Source organism: Cryobacterium sp. TMB3-10 (genome assembly GCF_004402305.1).
In the GTDB taxonomy this organism is placed as follows: Bacteria; Actinomycetota; Actinomycetes; order Actinomycetales; family Microbacteriaceae; genus Cryobacterium; species Cryobacterium zongtaii.
In genome coordinates, this window is the sequence record NZ_SOGH01000031.1 from 341,972 (window position 1) to 361,523 (window position 19,552).

24 protein-coding genes are annotated in these 19,552 nt (G+C 68.2%); 10 read left to right on the top strand and 14 right to left on the bottom strand.

The features are described 5' to 3' along the window. Positions 1–149 precede the first annotated feature (149 nt). Together E3T22_RS17640 and E3T22_RS17645 are read left to right on the top strand one after the other, a co-directional pair. Complete coding sequence (locus E3T22_RS17640; protein ID WP_134481070.1) at positions 150–1,067, top strand: thioredoxin domain-containing protein; 918 nt, start codon at positions 150–152, stop codon at positions 1,065–1,067. Positions 1,068–1,247: 180 nt separating this feature from the next. Next, positions 1,248–1,613 (top strand): CHY zinc finger protein, encoded by a 366-nt coding sequence (locus E3T22_RS17645; RefSeq protein WP_134481069.1) that lies wholly within the window; start codon positions 1,248–1,250, stop codon positions 1,611–1,613. A 44-nt stretch (positions 1,614–1,657) separates the two neighbouring features. Here E3T22_RS17645 and E3T22_RS17650 read toward each other — a convergent pair whose 3' ends face one another. The 3 genes from E3T22_RS17650 to E3T22_RS17660 all read right to left on the bottom strand — a co-directional run bounded on the left by E3T22_RS17650 (position 1,658) and on the right by E3T22_RS17660 (position 3,339). Continuing rightward, on the bottom strand, positions 1,658–2,437 hold the full coding sequence (locus E3T22_RS17650; RefSeq protein ID WP_134481068.1) for a M23 family metallopeptidase: 780 nt from the start codon (positions 2,435–2,437) through the stop codon (positions 1,658–1,660). Positions 2,438–2,753: 316 nt separating this feature from the next. Then, positions 2,754–2,939, bottom strand: coding sequence for a hypothetical protein (locus E3T22_RS17655; protein ID WP_134409164.1), 186 nt, complete (start codon positions 2,937–2,939; stop codon positions 2,754–2,756). 49 nt (positions 2,940–2,988) lie between these two features. Continuing rightward, positions 2,989–3,339: a metalloregulator ArsR/SmtB family transcription factor gene (locus tag E3T22_RS17660; protein ID WP_103459677.1), complete on the bottom strand. Its 351-nt coding sequence runs from the start codon at positions 3,337–3,339 to the stop codon at positions 2,989–2,991. Positions 3,340–3,435: 96 nt separating this feature from the next. Between E3T22_RS17660 and arsB the strand changes: the two genes are divergently transcribed. Continuing rightward, positions 3,436–4,566, top strand: a complete 1,131-nt coding sequence (gene arsB / locus E3T22_RS17665; protein ID WP_134481067.1) for an ACR3 family arsenite efflux transporter — start codon at positions 3,436–3,438, stop codon at positions 4,564–4,566. 24 nt (positions 4,567–4,590) lie between these two features. Here the strand turns inward: arsB and E3T22_RS17670 are convergent, their stop codons facing one another. The 3 genes from E3T22_RS17670 to E3T22_RS17680 all read right to left on the bottom strand — a co-directional run bounded on the left by E3T22_RS17670 (position 4,591) and on the right by E3T22_RS17680 (position 6,068). Continuing rightward, positions 4,591–5,004, bottom strand: a complete 414-nt coding sequence (locus tag E3T22_RS17670) for an Hsp20/alpha crystallin family protein (protein ID WP_134409162.1) — start codon at positions 5,002–5,004, stop codon at positions 4,591–4,593. An 82-nt stretch (positions 5,005–5,086) separates the two neighbouring features. Next, positions 5,087–5,455 carry a GNAT family N-acetyltransferase gene (locus E3T22_RS17675; RefSeq protein WP_088455083.1) on the bottom strand — a complete coding sequence of 123 codons (369 nt, stop codon included), beginning with the start codon at positions 5,453–5,455 and terminating at the stop codon, positions 5,087–5,089. A gap of 58 nt (positions 5,456–5,513) precedes the next feature. Next, complete coding sequence (locus tag E3T22_RS17680) at positions 5,514–6,068, bottom strand: MarR family winged helix-turn-helix transcriptional regulator (RefSeq protein WP_134409161.1); 555 nt, start codon at positions 6,066–6,068, stop codon at positions 5,514–5,516. 128 nt (positions 6,069–6,196) lie between these two features. Here E3T22_RS17680 and E3T22_RS17685 point away from each other — a divergent pair, with 128 nt between their 5' ends. Further along, a complete protein-coding gene (locus E3T22_RS17685) occupies positions 6,197–6,628 on the top strand; it encodes an organic hydroperoxide resistance protein (protein ID WP_174776277.1) in 432 nt (143 codons plus the stop codon). Between the two features lie 94 nt (positions 6,629–6,722). Here the strand turns inward: E3T22_RS17685 and E3T22_RS17690 are convergent, their stop codons facing one another. Further along, positions 6,723–7,364: a ScbR family autoregulator-binding transcription factor gene (locus E3T22_RS17690; protein ID WP_088455081.1), complete on the bottom strand. Its 642-nt coding sequence runs from the start codon at positions 7,362–7,364 to the stop codon at positions 6,723–6,725. Between the two features lie 215 nt (positions 7,365–7,579). On the opposite strand from E3T22_RS17690, the gene E3T22_RS17695 reads away from it, so the two are divergent. After that, on the top strand, positions 7,580–7,873 hold the full coding sequence (locus E3T22_RS17695) for a PLDc N-terminal domain-containing protein (protein WP_103459675.1): 294 nt from the start codon (positions 7,580–7,582) through the stop codon (positions 7,871–7,873). 29 nt (positions 7,874–7,902) lie between these two features. Here E3T22_RS17695 and E3T22_RS17700 read toward each other — a convergent pair whose 3' ends face one another. Continuing rightward, on the bottom strand, positions 7,903–8,442 hold the full coding sequence (locus E3T22_RS17700) for a universal stress protein (RefSeq protein ID WP_198414940.1): 540 nt from the start codon (positions 8,440–8,442) through the stop codon (positions 7,903–7,905). A gap of 199 nt (positions 8,443–8,641) precedes the next feature. Here E3T22_RS17700 and E3T22_RS17705 point away from each other — a divergent pair, with 199 nt between their 5' ends. Further along, the gene (locus tag E3T22_RS17705) at positions 8,642–9,562 is read left to right on the top strand and encodes a hypothetical protein (RefSeq protein ID WP_134409159.1); all 921 of its coding nucleotides are present in this window, start codon (positions 8,642–8,644) and stop codon (positions 9,560–9,562) included. A 28-nt stretch (positions 9,563–9,590) separates the two neighbouring features. Further along, positions 9,591–10,319, top strand: a complete 729-nt coding sequence (gene budA, locus E3T22_RS17710; RefSeq protein WP_241980252.1) for an acetolactate decarboxylase — start codon at positions 9,591–9,593, stop codon at positions 10,317–10,319. A gap of 19 nt (positions 10,320–10,338) precedes the next feature. Here budA and E3T22_RS17715 read toward each other — a convergent pair whose 3' ends face one another. Genes E3T22_RS17715 through E3T22_RS17740 form a run of 6 tightly spaced genes read right to left on the bottom strand, consistent with a single transcriptional unit; the run spans position 10,339 to position 16,655 of the window. After that, positions 10,339–10,620 (bottom strand): hypothetical protein, encoded by a 282-nt coding sequence (locus tag E3T22_RS17715; RefSeq protein WP_088455077.1) that lies wholly within the window; start codon positions 10,618–10,620, stop codon positions 10,339–10,341. 50 nt (positions 10,621–10,670) lie between these two features. Further along, positions 10,671–12,017 (bottom strand): class I SAM-dependent methyltransferase, encoded by a 1,347-nt coding sequence (locus E3T22_RS17720; protein ID WP_134481066.1) that lies wholly within the window; start codon positions 12,015–12,017, stop codon positions 10,671–10,673. Beyond that, positions 12,014–13,390: an FAD-binding oxidoreductase gene (locus tag E3T22_RS17725; RefSeq protein WP_198414939.1), complete on the bottom strand. Its 1,377-nt coding sequence runs from the start codon at positions 13,388–13,390 to the stop codon at positions 12,014–12,016. Before E3T22_RS17725 ends, E3T22_RS17720 begins: the two co-directional genes overlap by 4 nt. 41 nt (positions 13,391–13,431) lie before the next feature. Further along, on the bottom strand, positions 13,432–13,887 hold the full coding sequence (locus tag E3T22_RS17730) for a nitroreductase/quinone reductase family protein (RefSeq protein WP_134481064.1): 456 nt from the start codon (positions 13,885–13,887) through the stop codon (positions 13,432–13,434). Positions 13,888–13,900: 13 nt separating this feature from the next. After that, positions 13,901–14,566 (bottom strand): response regulator transcription factor, encoded by a 666-nt coding sequence (locus E3T22_RS17735; RefSeq protein WP_241983723.1) that lies wholly within the window; start codon positions 14,564–14,566, stop codon positions 13,901–13,903. Positions 14,567–14,585: 19 nt separating this feature from the next. After that, positions 14,586–16,655 carry a sensor histidine kinase gene (locus tag E3T22_RS17740; RefSeq protein WP_134481062.1) on the bottom strand — a complete coding sequence of 690 codons (2,070 nt, stop codon included), beginning with the start codon at positions 16,653–16,655 and terminating at the stop codon, positions 14,586–14,588. A gap of 236 nt (positions 16,656–16,891) precedes the next feature. Here E3T22_RS17740 and E3T22_RS17745 point away from each other — a divergent pair, with 236 nt between their 5' ends. From E3T22_RS17745 to E3T22_RS19170, 3 genes are all read left to right on the top strand, one after another. Then, complete coding sequence (locus tag E3T22_RS17745; RefSeq protein ID WP_134481061.1) at positions 16,892–17,359, top strand: hypothetical protein; 468 nt, start codon at positions 16,892–16,894, stop codon at positions 17,357–17,359. Beyond that, positions 17,343–18,857 carry a multicopper oxidase family protein gene (locus E3T22_RS17750; RefSeq protein WP_134481060.1) on the top strand — a complete coding sequence of 505 codons (1,515 nt, stop codon included), beginning with the start codon at positions 17,343–17,345 and terminating at the stop codon, positions 18,855–18,857. Before E3T22_RS17745 ends, E3T22_RS17750 begins: the two co-directional genes overlap by 17 nt. 443 nt (positions 18,858–19,300) lie before the next feature. Next, positions 19,301–19,444, top strand: coding sequence for a hypothetical protein (locus E3T22_RS19170; RefSeq protein ID WP_166789327.1), 144 nt, complete (start codon positions 19,301–19,303; stop codon positions 19,442–19,444). Positions 19,445–19,552 lie beyond the last annotated feature (108 nt).

The following is a 19,552-nucleotide window of genomic DNA, read 5'->3' on the forward strand; positions in this document are numbered from 1 at the left end:
GGCGCACCCCGATCTGGTCTTAGGCTGATCTGGGTGCCCGGCTCGGGCTGCCCTCCCAGCTAGCTCACAGCACCCGGCAACCGGCCTCATAGGCCGGGTCGATATCGTCGGGGTGAGAACCAGTCCCGACGAAACGGCACAGATAGCCCATGAACTCAAAAACCCCCGGCCAGGCGCTCCCCCCGAAGAAGGATCGCCGTGAGGTCGCGCGCGAGACCGCCCGCATCCAGCGGGAGGAGCAGAAGAAGCGCGAGACGCGCAATCGCTGGTTCCTCCGCGGCGGCATCGGCCTGGCCCTGGTGGCCGTGGCCGTCATCGTCGCCGTCCTGATCGTGGGCAGCGTCAAGCCGCCCTCGCCCGGGCCGCTCAACATGGCCAGCGACGGCATCCTGATGCAGGGTGACGGCACCACCATCAGCGCCGTGACGACCGCGGCGACCGCGGCCGACGCCGAGCCAGTACCCACCGATGTGAGCGAGCTCACCAGCACCGTGAACATCGCGGTGTACCTGGACTACCTGTGCCCGTACTGCGGCCAGTTCGAGACCACGAACGGCGCCCAGCTCACCAGTTGGCTCACCGCGGGCAACATCACCCTCGAGACGCACCCGATCTCGATCCTCGACCAGTCCTCGAGCGGCAGCAAGTACTCCACCAGGTCGGCCAACGCCGCCGCCTGCGTGGCCAACTACCAGCCGGACAGCTTCCTCGACGTGAACAGCGCCCTGTTCGCGAACCAGCCCACCGAGGGCACGACCGGCCTCAGCAATGCTGAGCTCGTCAGCCTGGTGGAGGAGGCCGGCGTCACCGACGAATCCGTGGCCACCTGCATCACCGACCAGGAGTTCGCCGGCTGGGTGGGCGACGCCACCGACCGCGCTCTGGACAACCCGCTGCCCAACACCGACATCGGCGCGCTCGCCGGCACCCCGACGGTCCTCGTGCAGGGCGTCAAGTATGAGGGCGACCTCGGCGACGCGGCAGCCTTCGAGGCGTTCGTGTTGGAGCAGGCCACCGCGACGACCGACACCAGCGGCACCGACTCGGGCACCGACACGGGCGAGTAGCCACTGCCCGCGCGGACTCCCGCGACGGCATCCAGCTCGGCTACTGTGGCCGGTGCGGACAAGTGCACCCGGCACACCGGGCGCAGAAGTCCGCACCGGCCACAGTTGTTCTCCGCGCACGAGAGCGGATGCGAACGGATGCGAGCGGGTGACCGCGCTGTTGGACCCGAAGGAGACGGCATGTTGCACGAAGTCCCGGCCGACCGGCACCCGGCCAGGCCGCGCGTCTACGGCGCCACCGTCGATGCGAACACCCGGTGCGTGCATTACGCCGGGCCCACCGACATCGTCGCGATCAGGTTCCGCTGCTGCAACAGGTTCTACCCGTGCTTCCAGTGTCACGCCGACGCCGAATCGCACCCGGCAGCGCAGTGGGCGCCGGCGGAGTGGGCCGAGCGGGCGATTCTCTGCGGGGCGTGCGGGCAGACCCTCACGATCGAGGTCTACAGGTCCGTGTCCGCCTGCCCGGCGTGCGGGTCGCCCTTCAATGACGGATGTCGTCTGCACGCCCACCTGTACTTCCAGGTGACGCCGCCGACGCCCTGACTCCCGGCCCGGGCGACCGGCGCCGTATGGAGCCCCGGGGTCGGCTACATCGGCCCCGCGTGCTCGGTCAGCCAGGAGTACGGGTCGATGGCGGTGACGCCGTTGAGGTGCAGCTCCAGGTGCAGGTGCGGTCCGGTGCTCTGGCCCGTGCTGCCGACGTTGCCGATCACCTGACCGGCCGTGACGGACTGGCCCACACTCACGGCGGCGGAGCCGGCGAGCATGTGCCCGTAAGTGCTGGTGACGTTCTGACCGTTCACGACGTGATCGATCATGACGTGCACGCCCAGGCCGCCGTTGTCGTACGCGGTCACCGAGCTCACGACGCCGTCGGCGACGGAACCGATCGGGGTTCCCTGGCCGGGGTTCATGTCGAGGCCGTCGTGGAAGGTCGAGCATCCCGCGCAGGGCGCCGAGCGGGGGCCGTACCCGTCGGAGATGCGGATGGAGCCGGGGAACGGCCAGCGCACGCTCGCCCCGGCGGGGGCGGCGGCAACGGCGGTGGGCGCGGCCGCGGCGGCGGGGGCGACGACCACGGGTGGTGGTGGCGGCGCGACCTCCTTGGCCGTGTAGGTATCCACCTGCACGGGGACGGGCGCTGCGGCGGTCACGCTGATGCTCTGTGCCGGTGCGGCCTCGGCCTGGGCTACCCTGGCGGCGGACGCCTGAGCCGCGCTGGCCGGAGCACCGTCGGCATCCACGTAAGCGGCCTGCGCGGGCAGCGCACCGGCCGTGGTGAGCAGCGCCACAAAGGTCATGGCGGTGACGGCGGTTACCTGTCGGCGGCGGGATGGCGGCTTGATGAATCCGCTGCGCCTACGCATGAAACTCCCCGGCCGAAACGTGGGCAAGGATGTGCACGGTGCAAATGGACATGGCAAAAGCTTTCTGGTCGATGCGGGATCAGGATGCGGATCCACCAGGCCTCGAAAGGGTCACTCACCGGCAGCGGCCCGCGTCAGGTGACAGGGCAGGCCGGATAGGGCGTGGAGCGGGCGGGAACCGTGAAGGTGGCACCGCCGAATGGGAATCCAGCACACGGCGACGACGTCGGCCCCGCGCGCAGGTAAATGACGTTACGTCACGTTTCTGGGTAAACCGTGTGCGTGCATGCGTACGCACACATCGGCGGGGGTGTCGCTAGGGTCGTCTGGCGCGGAGGGCCAGGCCGCCGATCGGCAGGATGACCAGGCCGGCCGCGCACAGCAAGGCGATCCACTCACCGGTGGCCAGGCTTACCCAGAGGCCGAGGCCGAGAACCGCGACGCTCCACAGCCAGCCGAACAGAGCGCTGCGGCGCACGGCGTGATCGGGTGCGATTGTCATGCCTTCACTCTACAAAGCGCGGCTGGGTGGTTCCAGTGGACCCGAGGGCTCAGACGGTGACGACCGACTGGGCCAGGGCGTCGAGAGCGCCGGGCACCAGTCGGTAGTACGCCCAGGTGCCGCGCTTGTCCCGGGAGAGAATACCGGCATCCACCAGCACTTTGAGATGGTGGGACACCGTGGGCTGACTGAGGCCGAGGGGTTCGGTGAGGTCGCAGACGCAGGCTTCGGCGTCGTCGTGGGCGGCGACCATCGAGATCAGCCGAAGCCGGGCCGGATCGGCGATGGCCTTGAGGGTCTTCGCAAGCTTTTCCGCGCCGTCCGCGGCGAGCGCTTGGCGGGCGGGCGGCGCGCAGCACTCGACCGCCGCGGGGGCCTGCAGAAGTTCGACGTTCACCATCCCCCCATTCTGACACGCGAATTGACATCCATCGATGCTGTCGCCACACTCAATATCGACGTTCATCTATTTCCCAGCCGCGACCGATGGAGCACCATGACATCCGCCGACCAGCCCGCCCCTGCCGCCGCGCAGCTCGGCACCACCGATCGGCTGCTGCCGGTCTGGATTCTCCTCGCGATGGGGCTCGGGCTACTGCTCGCCGTCTTCGCGCCCGGCGTCGGCGACCTGCTGCACGCGTTCTCGATCGGCTCGGTGAGCGTGCCGATCGCGGTGGGCCTGTTGGTGATGATGTATCCGGTGCTCGCCAAGGTGCGGTACGCGGATGCCCGCGCCGTCGCCGGCGACCGGCGCCTGCTGGTGTCCTCGCTGGTGCTGAACTGGCTCGTGGGCCCGGCGCTGATGTTCGCGCTCGCCTGGGTCTTCCTGCCCGACCTGCCCGAATACCGCACCGGGCTCATCATCGTGGGTCTGGCCAGGTGCATCGCCATGGTGCTCATCTGGAACGACCTGGCCTGCGGCGACCGGGAGGCCGCGGCGTTCCTCGTGGCGATCAACTCGGTGTTCCAGGTCATCGCGTTCGCCGCCCTCGGCTGGTTCTACCTGCAGGTGCTGCCGGCCTGGCTCGGCCTGGCCACGACCAGCGCCGAGTTCTCCATCTGGGCGATCACCGCGAGCGTGTTGGTGTTCCTCGGAATTCCGTTGCTGGCCGGCTACCTCTCCCGTCGCATCGGCGAGGCCGCCCGTGGCCGCGCCTGGTACGAGAGCCGGTTCCTGCCGCGGGTGGGCCCGTTCGCGCTCTACGGACTGCTCTTCACGATCGTGTTGCTCTTCGCCCTGCAGGGTCAGCAGGTCATCGACCGGCCGCTGGACGTGGTGCGCATCGCCCTGCCGCTGCTGGTCTACTTCGCGGTGATGTTCGGGGCGGGCTTTCTGGCCGGCCGGCTGGTCGGGCTGTCGTACGCCCGCACGGCCACGCTGGCCTTCACGGCGGCGGGAAACAACTTCGAGCTGGCCATCGCGGTGGCCATCGGCACGTTCGGCGCCACGAGCGGTCAGGCCCTGGCCGGCATCGTGGGCCCGCTGATCGAGGTGCCGGCTCTGATCGCCCTGGTCTACGTGTCGCTGTGGCTGCGCCCGAAGCTGTTCGGCCACGAGCCGGCGCCCCGGGCCGCAGCATCCGGCGAACCGGCATCCACCAAGGCGGCGGCGCCGACCGCCGTCTGACCCGTCAGTGCCAGCGGTGCAGGCTCAGCCGCGGGTCACCTGGATCTTCGACGTCGTCTGCTCGCGCTCGGCGACGGGCACCCGCACCTCGAGTACGCCGTCCCGGTAGCTGGCCGAGACGTCGGAGTCTTTGCTGCCGCTGGGCAACGGGATGTCGCGGGCGAAGGAGCCGTAGCGGAATTCGGTGCGGTAGCCGCCCTTCTCCTTGTGTTCGCTGGTCTCTTGGCGTTCGGCCTGGATGTGCAGGACCCCGTCGGACACCGAGATGTCCACGTCCTTGTCGGGGTCGATGCCGGGCATCTCGGCTTTCACCACGAGGGTGTCACCCTCGTGGTATTCCTCCACCCGCAGGGCTGCGGACTCCCAGTCGCCCTCAAAAAAGCGTCGCACCGAGTCGGGCAATTCGAATCGGTCGCGGCGCGCTACTCCACCAGCCATGATGCATCTCCTTGGGGTTCGGCCTGTTTTCGCTGCACAGAGTACCCCCGCGCCGTGGCCCGCGCAGGCCGTGCGGCGGGCGCTAGATCAGCTGCGCCGCGCGCAGATCGGCCTTCAGCCGCGGGGTCAGCGGGTCGAGAATATCGTCGTACTCGCGATGCCCGCGCAGGTAGGCGGCCGTGAACGGGCACAACGCCACGACCCGCAGCCCGCGCGCCCGCACATCGGCGAGCGCGGCCGCCACCAGCGTCGACGCCAGCCCCTTGCCGGACTGGTCCATGCTGATCTCGGTGTGCACGAACACCCGCTGTTCGCCGTGATCGGCGTAGACAGTGTGGCCCACCTGCACCCCGTCGAGCAGCAGCACGTACCGGCGCTCATCCTCGACGAGTTCGACGGTGCGCTGCTCGCCGGCACCGGGCTGACTATCGCCATGTGTGGGGATGCTCATCCCCCCAGTCTGCCCAGCGCGCCGACGGATGCAACCCCTCGCGGCTGCCCATCCGGCGCTACTCGGTGGTCGGCACCGCACCGGCCGCCGCCGCGGCATCCGAACCAGCCTGAGCGACGCTGCGCCGCGCCCGCCGGTAGGTTGACCGCTTCGGCTGCTCCTTGAGCTGGCGGCGCACATCGTCGAGGATCTCGGTGACGGTCATCAGGTCGGCATGGCTGAGCCTGTCGAAGAGCATCTCCCGCACCAGGTCGACGTAACCGGGGATGCCCGTCCGCAGCAGGTCGAGGCCCGCCGGAGTGATGTGGGCGATGACCGACCTGTCGTCGTCGGGGGCTGGCTGCCGAAGCACCAGCTCCTTCCGCTCCAACTGGCCGACCTGGTACGTGAGCCCACTGCGGGAGACCGTGAGTGAATCGGCGATGTCGGTCATGCGCCGCCCAACGGTGCCGGCTTCGCCGATGCGCAGGAGAATCTCGAACTGCGCGAGGGTGAGGCCCACGGAGTCGCGCAGATTGCGGTCGGCCGCGTACTGCACGATGTTCGACGTCTCGAACAGGGCCGCCCAGGCACGCATCTCATCGGCCGAGATGGATGGTTCGGGAATTCCCATGGTCGGTCCTCCGTTAGGGTGAGAAAGAAGTTGTTTCGAATACGAAGCACTTGTCGGCTCGATGTCGAACACTCTGCGTGTTGACGACTGAGTCCAGTGTGCTCCGCTCTACCCGAAAGAAGACAATCATGACCAACGCCATTTACACCGCATCCGCCACCTCCTGGGGTGGACGCACCGGCAAGGTCGTCACCAGCGACAACAAGCTCGACCTCGACCTGTCCATCCCCAAGGACATGGGCGGCGACGACGGACCCGGCACCAACCCCGAGCAGCTCTTCGCCAGCGGCTGGGCGGCCTGCTTCCACAACGCCCTCAAGGCCACCGCCCGCCAGAACAAGGTCGACGTGTCGGAATCCGCCGTCACCCTCACGGTCAACCTCGTCGGCAGCATGGCCACCGGCCTCGACTTCGAGGTCACCATCGAGGCCCAGATCCCCGGCGCAGACCCGGCCACAGCGCAGGCAGCCATGGAAGCCGCACACGCGGTCTGCCCGTATTCCCGCGCCACCCGCGGCAACATCGCCGTGAAGCTCACCGTCGTCACCGACGAGGACTAGCCACCACCTTCGTTCTGCGTCCCGTGCGGACAATTGCGTCCGGCACACCGGCACCAATTGTCCGCACGGGCACCAGTTGCGCCACCGGCAGGCTCTACCCCCAGACGTCGGCCATCTCCGCGGGCAGGGTCCGCAGCACGTCCCACCGCTCAGGCACCACCAGGCTCGGCAGCACGAACGACCACATCTCCACGAGCCGCTGCATCAGGTCCGCCCGGCCGGTGAGCACGCCGGAGACCACCTGCACACCCGTGAACGCCGGGCTGATGAACCGGGCGGCGGCGGCGACATCTACGTCGGCGCGCACGTCGCCGTCGAGGATCGCGCGCCGCAGCAACAGCTCGCAGGCCGCGATCCAGTCCTCGTATGGCGTCACCACGGGCACCGAGAGGTTGCTCGATTCCATCGTCAGGCGGATGCCTGCCCGCGACACCGGATCGTCGCGCACCTGCTTGCCCAGCTCGAACGCCATCCGCAACAGCACGTGCAGGCCGGGCTGCTCGCTGTGCAGCAACTCGTCGCCGAGCCCGAGCGCCCGCTCATGCTGGGCGTCGATGACCGCCAGCGCCAGCGCCTCCTTCGACGCGAAGTGGAAGTACAGCGCCCCCTTGGTGAGCCCGGCCGCGACACAGATATCCGCCATCGAGGCACCGCCGTAGCCCACAGCGCCGAAGACATCGGCGGCGGCGCGGATGATCGCCGCCCGGGTTTCCACGGCGCGAGCCTGTTGGGTCATGACGCTCCTCGACTGGAAACGGGCACCCGGCACGGCACCGAGACCAATTCCGACTTCGTCTCACCAGAAAGCATACCGTTTGGTATGCTTCCATTAGGCCGGGCGAGCATTCCGGGGGGAACCTGTTTTCCCGGCCGACGACTACCGCACGACCGCACCACCCGCCCAGCGCCGCCGCCGGGCACCATCTGCCGGGATCGAGGGGAATCCGACGAATGAACAGCACAGGAATACTCAGCACCGCCTGGCAAGGAACGCTCGGGCGCACAGATGTCCTGGACGGCGGCGCTATCGACGGCGCCACGCTGGGCGCTCTGATCGGCGTGACGCTCATCGTCCTGGCCGGCCTGGGCGCCCTCGTCCTCATCGTGGCCGCCCTCGCGCAGGTGGTCCGCGCCGTGCACCTGAGCGAACCGGCCCGCACACGGTGGGTGTTGACCGTGGTCTTCGCACCGGTGTTCGGCGCGCTCGCCTGGTTCGCGGTGGGCAACCGCCTCCAGGCCGGCTGACCCGCACCCGGCAGTCCCGCTTCCGCGGGTCAGGACCGGGGCCGCACTACGAGCACCGGGCAGTCCGCGTGCCGCACGCACTGCTCACTGACCGAGCCGAGCAGCATCCCGGCCAGTCCGCCGCGCCCGCGGGAGCCGACCACCAGCATCCGGGACCCCCGCGAGACCTCGATCAGAGTCTTAGCCGGCCCGCCCAGCGCCACCCGATACTCCGCCGTGAGCCCCGGATGCTCGGCGACGACGTCCCGGGTGTCGTCCACGAGGCGTTCCCGCACCGCGCCCGCGTAGTCCGAGTACGACGACACATAGCCGAACTCCCAGTTCGCCGGGCGCGGAGCCGTGTCGATGGTCCAGGCGCGCACGATCGTCACCGGCACCTTGAGGTCGGCGGCCAGGTCGAGAGCCACGGTCAGGGCGTGATCGGCGTCGGCCGATCCATCATGCCCGACGACGATGCCCGTGCGCGGGCCGGGCTGCTGTGCCGGTTGCGCGGCCGCTTCGGCGTGCACCGCCGCCGCGTCGCCCGCATCGGGTCGAGGGTCCTTGCCTGTGCCGGTGTCAGCGTCCATGGTGGCCTCCTGCCGCGGAAGGCGGAGCGTCCGACTCCTGCGGTTCCCTCCCATTCAACCGTCCCGAGCCTGCCGCCGGTAGAGCGCGGGCCATCTCGGGCGAGGAATTCCGGCCGCCCTCCGCCGCTGAGCCGCGCCGGCGCAGCCTCTCGCAGCCGCCTCCCACCCGGCGCCCCAACGCCTTCGATAGTCTCTGGGGATGAGCTACTTCGAGCGCCACCGTTTGTCCGCGCTCGCGACGGCTGCCGTTCTCGTCGTCGTCCTGGCCGGCGCAGCCCTCGTCAGTGCCGCCCTGCGCGCCGAACCCGCCACGGCGGCCCCCACCGCGCCCATCGCCACGAACACGATCGACCTGGCCGGCTTCGAGCCCGGCCGCATCGTCAGCGACTACACCTTCTTCAACGCCGACGCCATGACCGAGCAGCAGGTGCAGTCGTTCCTGCTGTCGCGCAGCTGCATCCGCACCGACAGCTCACCCTGCCTCTGGGAGTACCGCGAGAGCACCGTCGACCAGCCCGCCGCGGGTGCCGGCCACTGTGCCGCCTACCCGGGCGCCGAGAACGAACACGCGAGCACCATCATCAGCAAGGTCGCCGAGGCCTGCGGCATCAGCCCCCGCGTTCTGCTGGTGCTGTTGCAGAAGGAGCAGTCCCTGCTCAGCCGGCCCACCGAGTCCGGCTACCTGCGCGCCACCGGCTACGGTTGCCCCGACACGGCCGACTGCGAGACCGAGTACTTCGGTTTCTTCAACCAGGTCTACAACGCGGCCTGGCAGTTCCGTCAGTACACCCAGGAGCCCGAGCGCACCTACAAGATCGGCGACACCGAGGTGGGCTACAATCCCGACGCCGCGTGCGGCGCCAGCACCGTCGACATCCAGAACCAGGCCACCGCCAACCTGTACAACTACACCCCGTACCAGCCCAACGAGGCGGCCCTCGCCGACCCCGACAGTGATGGCGACGGATGCTCCACCCACGGCAACCTCAACTTCTGGCTGTTCTACACGGCCTGGTTCGGCTCCGGCAACCCCGACCCGTACCCGGATGCCCTGGGCTCCTGCCTCAACTACGCCCACGGCCAGCCCTGCCGGGTGCCCGAGCTGATCCCGTCGCTCTAACCCCACCGCACGCTTAGGAGGAACCATCGTGGACGTCCCCGCCGGCCGCCATCTCGTGTACCAGACCAGCCTGATGAGCGCCCTGCTCGACGGCATCTACGACGGTGACACCACCGTGGCCACCCTGCTCGAACACGGCGACTTCGGCCTGGGCACCTTCAACGCGCTCGACGGCGAGATGCTGATCCTCGACGGTGTCTGCTACCGGATGCGGGTCGACGGCACGGTGGCACCCGCCGCGCCCGGCGACCTGACCCCGTTCGCCGTGGTCACCGAGTTCGTCCCCACGGTCACCATCCCCGTCACCGGGCCTGCCACCCGCGATCAGGCGGTGGCGCTGATCAACGAGACCCTGCAGAGCGCGAATTACCTCTACGCGGTGCGGCTGACCGGCGAGTTCGAGTGGGTGCGGGTGCGGGCCGTGCAGCGGCAGGAGAAGCCGTATCTGCCCATGTCCGAGGCCATCCGGGGCGAGAAGACCCTGGAGTTCGGCCGTTCCACCGGCGTCGTCGCGGGGTTCCGCACCCCGCTTTACGGGCAGGGCATCGGCGTGCCCGGCGGGCACGTGCACTTCGTCGACGCCGACCGGCAGCACGGCGGCCACGTGCTCGACTTCGCGTTACTCTCGGGCACCATCGAGATCTGCATCGGTACCGACCTGCACCTGGAACTGCCGCTCACACCCGAGTTCAAGAACGCGGACCTCAGCCCGGACAATCTCGCCGACCAGATCGAGCAGACCGAAAACCACCGCTGAGCAAACCAAAACGACCCGGTCAGGTCCTCGTCACGTGCCCCGGCCAGAGCGCCGCATCCAGCCCACGTTCGAGCTTGGCGATGGTCTCCATGTCCGGCCAGGCCCGCCCGTCCAGGATGCCGATCAGGGTGGCGTGGTTCACGCCGCAGGACTCGGCGGCATTGCGGATGCTCCGCGAACCGATGGCACGGCGCAAGTTGCCCGCGAACGTCCGCGCGACCTCGCCGATGGCGTCGCTGGCCGGGCCATCCGGCCACTCGTGAACCAACTCGTTCGGCTTCAGGCGCTTGGTGCGTGACATTCCCCCAGCGTAGGCCGCTCCAGGAGCCGTGCGGGCCGCACGAACGGCGACTACGGGGTCCACCAGGGCCGCAACGGCAGCTCGCCGGCAGCGCCCGGTTTGTCGGGCCGGGCCATCAACACCTGGTGCAACTGGATGCCATTGTTCTCGAACCCGAGCCGCGATCCAGCCATATACAGACCCCACACTTTCGCGGTGGGGAGCCCGACCTCGGCGACCGCCTCGTCCCAGTGCTCGACGAGATTGGCGCACCAGTCGCGTAGCGTCAGCGCGTAGTGCTGCCGTAGGTTCTCTTCGTGCAGAACCTCCAGACCGGCGTCCTGCGCCTCGCTGATGATCCGGCCAGACCCTGTGAGCTCCCCGTCGGGAAAGACGTAACGATCGATGAATCCGCGCGGCTGGGGTGGTTTGTGATTCTCCGGCCAGGTGATGGCGTGATTGAGTAGCAGCCCGCCGGGGCGCAGCCGGGACTGCAGAAACCCGAAGTACGACGGATAGTTGCGCACGCCGATGTGCTCGAGCAGCCCGATCGACGACACCGCGTCGTACCCGGTTTCCGTGACATCGCGATAGTCGGCGTAACGGACCTCGGCCAGATGGCCCAGGCCCTCGTCTGCGATGGCCCGCTGTGCCCAGCCGGCCTGCTCGGTCGATAGCGTCACACCGGTCGCTCGCACGCCGCGGCGGGCGGCGTAGCGCACCATGCCGCCCCAGCCGCAGCCCACGTCGAGCAACCGGTCGCCCGGTTCCAGTCGCAGCTTTTCGAAGACGAGTCGGTACTTGTTGTGCTGCGCCTCCTCGAGGGATGCACTCCCGCGCGGGTAACACGCGCAGGTGTAGGTCATGGACGGCCCGAGAACCCACTCGTAGAAGGTGTTCGAGACGTCGTAGTGATGGTGGATCGCTTCGGCATCCCGGATCTTGCTGTGCCGGAGCCCTCCGGTGATCCTGCGCCACCGGGGCTGCGCTTCCTCGGGCGGCGGCGCTATCGGGCGCAGGTGCCGGGCGCCGATGGAGCGGATCATGTCGACCATCATCCGTGCCGGTGGGCGTGCGAAGACGAGGCTGTCGGCGAGGGCCTTGAGCAGCTCATAGGGGTCCCCCGGGTGCACCCCGCGGATGTCGAGGTCGCCGGCGATGTAGGCGCGGGCAAAGCCGAGGTCGCCGCGGCCGGTGGCCAGGTAGCTCGTGCCGCGGGGGGTCCTCAGATCCAGCCCGAACGACGCGTCCGTCGGCCCGGTCGAACTCTCGTCATAGGCCGTGAACCGCAGCGGAAGCCGGCCGCCTGCCAAGATCTCCAGCACCTCGGCGAGGGTGTATTTCCCCGCCGATCCGGTTTTCCCTGGCGCATCCGTCAGCGAAGTCGACTTCGTCGAGCGTTCCCGGTACGTGGTCATCGTCGTTGCACCGCCTTGGCATAGAGGTCGAGGAGACGTGAATCAGGGTCGTATCTGTTCTTCACTGCCCGGTAGTTTTCTCCGCCGTAGAGTTCGTCGAACTCCGCCCGGGAGTAGTAGGAGTCGGAGTACAACGACTTGTGCCCGTCGAAATCACGGACCGCGCGTTCGATCAGGCGGTTCGTCGCCCCCGCGGTGGACCCGACCGGCACCGTCGACCAGAAGCCGACGTTCACATAGTTCTGGCGCGGCCCGATCGGGTAGAGCGGCCAGCCGGTGTCATCCTGCAACCGCAGCGGACACAGCCAGACCGGTGTGATCGGCACGGTGTCCAGGAACCAGTCCAGAAACTCCGCGCACCGCTCTATCGGCACCTCGATGTCCTGGACGACGCGCTCGCGGGGCGGCCGGCCGGCCAGTTTCTCGATGCGATCGCCGATGTGGAATCGTTGTTCGTATTTCATCAGCTTCCCGTAGACGCTGCTGCGCCGGTAGCGTTGCGGCCACAGCCGGCGGACCCGCGGATTCTGCGCTCCGAACGCCTCCGAACACCAGAACCAGTCGGTGTCCCAGCGCCAGAGGTAGTCGTGGATGGTGAGGCGGTCGTCCGTCACCCCGCTGTCGTGCTGAATGGAGCGGTAGTAGATCTGTCGGCCGGTGTAGTCACTCACGGGGCCGGGCGCACTGGTCTTCCTACCGAGGCAGAGGTAGCTTTCCGCCGCGTTGAACACCACGCCGTCGAGGTAGTCGACCACGTCACCGTCGAACATCCCGGTCTCGATGATGCCGTGCATGGCCCGGATCAGGTCGACGAGCGAGTGGAACCGCAGATGGCTGAGCGCGACGAACGGTTTCACGGGTTCGAGCTCGATGCGCAGGCGCACCGCGTACCCCAGCGTCCCGTAGGAGTTGGGGAAGGCCCGGTACAGATCCGCGTGCTCGGTGGGCGAGACGGTGAGCACCTCCCCCGTGCCGGTGAGGATGTCCATCTCTTGCACCGACTCGTGCGGCAGGCCGTTGCGGAACGACGTCGACTCGATGCCGAGGCCGGTGACTGCGCCGCCGAGCGTGATGGTCTTCAGCTGCGGCACCACCAGCGGCGCCAACCCGTGGGGCAGAGCCTGGGCGACGAGGCCGTCGTAGGTGCACATGCCGGCCACGTCGGCCGTCCGCGCCTCTTCGTCTATCGCGATGACGCCGGTCAGCCCGGAGGTGTCCAGGCCCGGCACGGTGTTCTTGGCGCGTGCCCGGAACAGGTTCGACGTTGGTTTGGCCAGCCGAATCGGGGCCCCGTCGGGGACGGCCCGATAGCTCTCGAGTAGGCGCTGCACGCCGGCGGCGTGAGCGCGCTTCGCGTCGACAAGTGCGGGCACGCCCACACGATAGCCCGCAACCGCGCTCGAAGCGACGCCTGTCAGCGTGGTGTGAGACGGATGACGGGTATCTCGCGGTCGGTGATCGTCTCGTACTTGGCGTACGCCGGGGCCTCTGTGGTGATCAGCCGCCAGGCCTCATCCCGTTCTGCGCCGTGCAGTTGGGCGGCAGTGACGTCGATCTGCTGTCCGGCACTCTCGATGCGGGCCGCTGATGGATGCGCCGCGAGGTTGAAGTACCACGACGGATTGCGCGCGGCACCTGATGCCGACGCCACGATGAGTCGGGTGTCGTCCCCACCGGGGAACCAGCCCACCGGGGTCCTGCGCTGGGCTCCGGTCTTGCTCCCTGTCGTGACCAGTACCAACAGGTTCGAATGCCCGAGGGTGCCGGTGCGACGGACATGGCGGATCATCCGCCGGTTCGCCCAGCGCTCGAATCGGTTGCGGCCGGGCTGACGGGCCCCTCGCGTTCCGTTCGGAGTATCGAATGCCATGGTCTCGTCTCCTCTACCCGCTGTTCCTCTGCTCGTTGTCGTTCTGCAGGAAAGCCAGCACGGCCGCCACCCTCCGGTGCACGCCGGTCTCTGGCAGGCGCAGCTTGGTGAAAATCGCGTTCACGTGCTTCTCCACCGTCGACGTCGCCAGGAACAGCGACTGCTCGATCCCGGCGTTGGTCTTGCCTGCGGCCATCTCGCGCAGCACCTCGAGTTCGCGGGGCGACAATGCGCCGAGCAGGCTCGACTCCCCCGCGCTGCGACGGCGCACGAGCGTGTCGACGATCTGCGGGTCGATAACCGACCCGCCGGCGCAGACCTCGCGCAGGGCATGCACAAGGTCTTCCAAATCGCCGACGCGGTCCTTCAGCAGGTAACCGAGGCCTGCCGAGCCGTTGGAGAACAGCGTGAGGGCGTAGCTCTCGTCGGCGTGCTGCGACAGCACCACTACGCCCGTCTCCGCTGAAGAGGCCCGAATCGCGTGTGCGGCTTCAATGCCCTCCATGTGATGGCCGGGCGGCATTCGGATATCGGTGAGGACGGCGTGCGGGGTGAGCCGTCGCACCGCGTCGAGCAGCTCGGTGCCGTTCCCGACCGCCGCGACCACGTCCACCTCGCCAGAGTCCTCGAGCAGGCGGCGCACCCCCTCGCGCACGAGGTAATTGTCTTCGGCGATCACAACCCGCAGCACTCCTTGCTCATCCAACGGACACGACCGTCCGTCCGGCTGCGGGCACGACGCCGTCCACAGGCAGCTCCACGAACACCGTCGTGCCAGACGGCTCATTCGGCGAGACCCGCATGGCGCCCCGCAAGGCGGCGACCCGGTCGCGGATGTTTGCCAACCCGCCATAGGACCGCGACGGCGGCGAGACGTCGCCCATGCCGCATCCGTCATCGCTGATCGAGATGAACAGGCGCCCGTTGCCCTGCGCAAGCCCGACCGACGCATGGGTCGCGTTAGCGTGCTTCGCGGTATTCGCGAGCGCTTCGCGCACCACGTAGTACGCGGTCGTCTCGACGTCATCGGGAAAACGCGTCTGGCGGACGGCGGAGTCCGCGTCGACCAACAGCGGGATCGGAAACCGCGCCACCCCAGACTCGACCGCAGCGACCAAGCCGTTGTCACTCAGCACCGGAGGGTGGATACCGCTCGCGAGTTCGCGCAGGTCGGTGAGCGTATCGCGAGCCTGCTCCTGCAACAGCGTGAGTTCCGCGGGGGTCAACTCGCCGCGCTCCAGCCGGTTTCGAGCGAGCCTGAGACCGGCAATCTGCGCCACAAGGGTCTGCTGGATGCCGTCGTGCAGGTCACGCTCCAGCCGACGCCGCTCATCGTCGTGCGCGGCGACAAGCCGCTCGCGCGAGGCGGTCAGCTCGTCAAGCTGCTCGGCGAGCTGTTCGGTCAGGCTCATGTTGGCGACTGACGCCGCCGCCTGGCTCGCGACAGTGCGCAGCAGTGTCCGCTCTGCGTCGGTGTAGTCCCGACGGCGGCGAGGGCCGACCTCGATTCGCCCGAGCGTCTCGTCGCCGCGGATGAGATCGCACGACTCGACCGGCTCGCTGGCGTCCGCCACGTCGCCGGCGGTTTCGGTGGGTATATCCGCCAACCTGCCGGCCGTCGACACAAGCCGGATCCGCACCCATGACGCGTCGAGTCCTTCGCGCACCGCCTCCGCGAGCCGGGTGAGTAGGTCACGGGGCTCTGCCGCCTGCTCCAGCTGGGCGCCAAGCTCGCTGAGCACGCCGAACTGGCGTTCCCGGTCGCCGAACAGGGCGCGGTGCAGCCGGCGCTGCATCCAGCCACGGGCGGGCAGCAGCACGACGGCGAGCAGTGTCGTGACAAGGATCGCCGGCACGGTCCTCAGCGGCGGCGCGAGCAGCAGAGCCGGCATCGCAACGCCGGCGGCGTAGACGACGGTGATGAGAATGTTCGACGAGCGCTCGACGCGCGCGCCGCGGTCCCCTGGTCCGATGTCGAACGCCCCGTAACGGAGGATGCCGTGGATCGCGGCGACCAGGATCGCGATCATCGACGCGTAGACCAGGAACTCGACGCCAGGGAGGCCGGGCACAAACGTCCACAGCGCGAATGCCACGATCGCCGCAGCGACCGCCAGGGCCATGACTCGGGTGCGAGCCCGCGCCTCTGCTGCGCCGAAGATCGATCGGGAGGCGAGCACGGCGAGGCCGAGCGCGACGGCCCCCCACGCCTGGAGGATGAGGTGGTGGACGAAGGGGGCTGCCCACGCCAGCCACGGTACGACGAATGGGTTGGGGTTCGAATCGCCGCTGATGCCGATGAACTGTGACATCACGACGTGCGGGTTCGTGAGCAAAGTGAGTGGGCCGACGAGCACCGGAGTCCAGAGAAGAACGACCGCGATCCGCTCCCATCGCCGCTCCGGCGTGCCGTTCGGGAAGGTGGCGAACACGATGAGCAGCGTCGACGTGGCCACCGCATCGGCGGTGAGGCCAACCGTGTTGACGACCGGGAACCACGGTGCGGCAAGAATCTCAGGATTGGTGTGCACGAAGATCTCATACGCCGAGCCGACGAGCATCGCCGTCGAGCCGAGCCCGATGAACAGGGCGATCCGCGACGCCGACACCGTGAGCAGCCACATGCCGAACACGAACAGCGGCAGTGCGCCGAGTAGCGGCCAGGCGAGGCCGTGATCGACGTCGACGTCAATGTCGATGAACCCGCGCATGACGACGATATAGGCCAGAGCCGCGACCCCGATCGGGCCGAGCGACGCGAGGCACACCCATCTGCGAACCACGATTCCATCGTCCTCCTGTTGGGTTGTCGGCCACAAGGAGGGCCGCCCTCACCATCCGTCGGCGGTTAGCCTCCATACGCCGTGCCAGTGACAAGCGCGGAGCACCTCCACCGTCGGCGAGGTCTTCCCCGATCCCATCGCAGGCCGAGCAGACGAGCGTGGAGTCAAGCGGATGCCGTGAGCGAAGGCCATGAGCACCGCACCGAACAAGGAGAGACATCATGCGCAGGATCTACTCAGTCATCGCCTGGATCGTCGCTGCCGGTGTCATGGTGCAGGCGGCTGCGATCGCCTTCGGGGTCGGCGGAATGGTGCATTTCGTGCAGGAGGGCGGCGTCGTCGACAAAGCCCTGCTCGAAAGTCGCCAGCTGGCCTACACCGGTGAACTCGGATTTTGGATTCATGCCATCGTCGGCGCAGGGGTGATTCCGCTCGCCGCCGTGGCACTTCTCATCGTCGCGTTCTTCGTGAGAGTCCCGCGTGCTCGGCTGTGGGCTGCGATCGTTCTCGGCCTGATCGTGGCGCAGGTCACACTTGGGTTTGCTCTCCGCGACATCCCGTACCTGGGCCTCATCCATGGCGCGAACGCACTTGCTGTGCTGGTCGCTGCGGTCTTTACCGCGCTGCGGGTGCGGCAGCCATCGCGCGTGAACCCCGAGGAGGCGAAATCCGATGCCGTCGCGGCGTAGCCTCGTGCTGCGAGTGCTGGTCGGCATTACGGTCGCGACCGCGATCGGCGCCGGCGCCCTCGCGTGGAGCTCGACGCTCCTCGGCGAGTACTCGGTCATGGACATGGGCGGCGCTGCCGTGGACGTGACCGGCGTGCCGTCTGAGCACACCGGGCGCTCAGGCCACTCCGGGCTTACGGCCGCCCCAGACCCTCCAGGCGGCGCCGTCTCGGTGACGACGCTGACGGCCGACCCCGACCGACCCGCCGATGTGCACGCCGAACTCGTCGCCCGCCAACAGAGAGTTGAAGTGCCCGGCGGACGCTCAATCGAGGGCTACACCGTGAACGGCACGTCCCCCGGCCCCGTGATCCGCGCCAGGCAGGGCGAGCTCGTCGAGGTCGTGTTCGTCAACGAGTCGGTCGCGGCCGGCGCCACCCTGCACTGGCACGGCATCGACGTGCCGAACGCGGCCGATGGCGTCGCGGGCATCACCCAGGATGCCGTTCCGGCCGGTGGCCGGTACACGTACCGGTTCGTCGTGACAGATGCCGGCACCTACTGGTACCACTCCCACCAGGTGTCGCACGAGCAGGTCGAAGGCGGACTGCTCGGCGCGGTCGTTATCGAGCCCGCTGAGCCTTCCGCTGCCACCCACGTCGACGCAGACATCGTCGCGCTCCTGCACGTCTACGGCGGTCAGCACACGCTCAACGGCCGTGTTGGTGACGAGCACGTGGCCGCCGAACCCGGCTCGATGGTGCGCGTGCGCGTCATCAACTCCGATCAGGGCACGGCCGCCGTGTGGTCCGCCGTGCCCTTCCGGGTGCTTGCGACCGACGGGCACGAGGTGAATTCGCCGACCGACGTCGAGGGCCAGAAGCTCCTCATTCCGGCGGGCGGCCGGGCGGATGTGGCGGTGCAGGCCCCGCAGCAAGGCGCGGTGAGACTGCAGGTCGGCGGCGCCCGCGGCATTCTCATCGGCGACCCGACGGCAACGGCACCGCCGGCCGCGCAGCCGACGGAGACCCTCGACCTGCTCAGCTACGGCGACCCGGCTCCGCTCGGGATCGATGTGTCGTCACCCGAGCGCGTGTACGACTACGTGATCAGCCGCCGCTTCGGCATCATCAACGGTCGCCCCGGCAACTTCTGGACGATCAACGGACGGCTGTTCCCCGAGGTGCCGATGTTCCACGTGAGCGCGGGCGACGTCGTCGTGATGAAGATCGTCAATGATTCCAATGATGTGCATCCCATGCACCTGCACGGCCACCACGTCGTCGTGCTCTCTCGTGACGGTGTCGCCGCCTCCGGCAGCCCCTGGTGGGTCGACTCGCTCGAGGTGCATCCCCACCAGTCATATGAGATCGCCTTCGTCGCCGACAACCCCGGCATCTGGGCCGACCACTGCCACACGCTCCTCCACGCCGTTGACGGCCTGATCGCCCATGTGATGTACGACGGCGTCTCGACGCCATTCACCATCAACGGCGATGCGGGCAACCGACCGGAGTGACGGCGCGGGTCTCGACGCGTTCTCGCAGACTCGTGCCACGGCTGGGCCAACTGACATTCTGTCCGACTGCCAAGGGCGAGTCTGCGAGATTCCCTGAACCATGCCGACGGCGACCCACGGCCCATTACGTTCCAGGCGTGATGGTCACCTCGCCGTGGAAGACGTACGTCTCACCCTCCTCTGTCTTATCCCACCGCCATTTGTAGTCGCCTGGGTCGAGTGTGTTCGCCGTGAAGAGAACGTATCTGTGATTCGCGACCATCGGATTACCCTTCCCGAGAAAGGCGTCCAGGTACGGCGTCGTCGCGACTTTGATCCCATGCAACTCTGTGTCCGTTGCGGTGGCTGGCCCCCCAGAAGAATTTATCGGTGGCCGTCTTCATTTCCGCTATCGCCTCCGCCCGAGTGAACCCGTACTCCTCACGTTCTGCGGGCGTGAACCAGTGGGAGATGCCGCCGAGGAAGTACTCGTCTTCCGCGAAGACGTGAGGAATCTCTGGGTTGTCCGGGGACTGCTCGGGAACGTTGTCGTCGTAGAGCCGGAATGGGCAGTCCTCGAGGAGGTGGTCAGCCTCGGCCTCCTCTGAGGAGCCGTTTTCTGTCCAGCCAAGAGTGACGACATCGAAGACGTGATGCGCTAAGCGTTGAACATCGGATGCCCGGCTCTTAACGGTTTATCCGCGCATCAGCCCCCG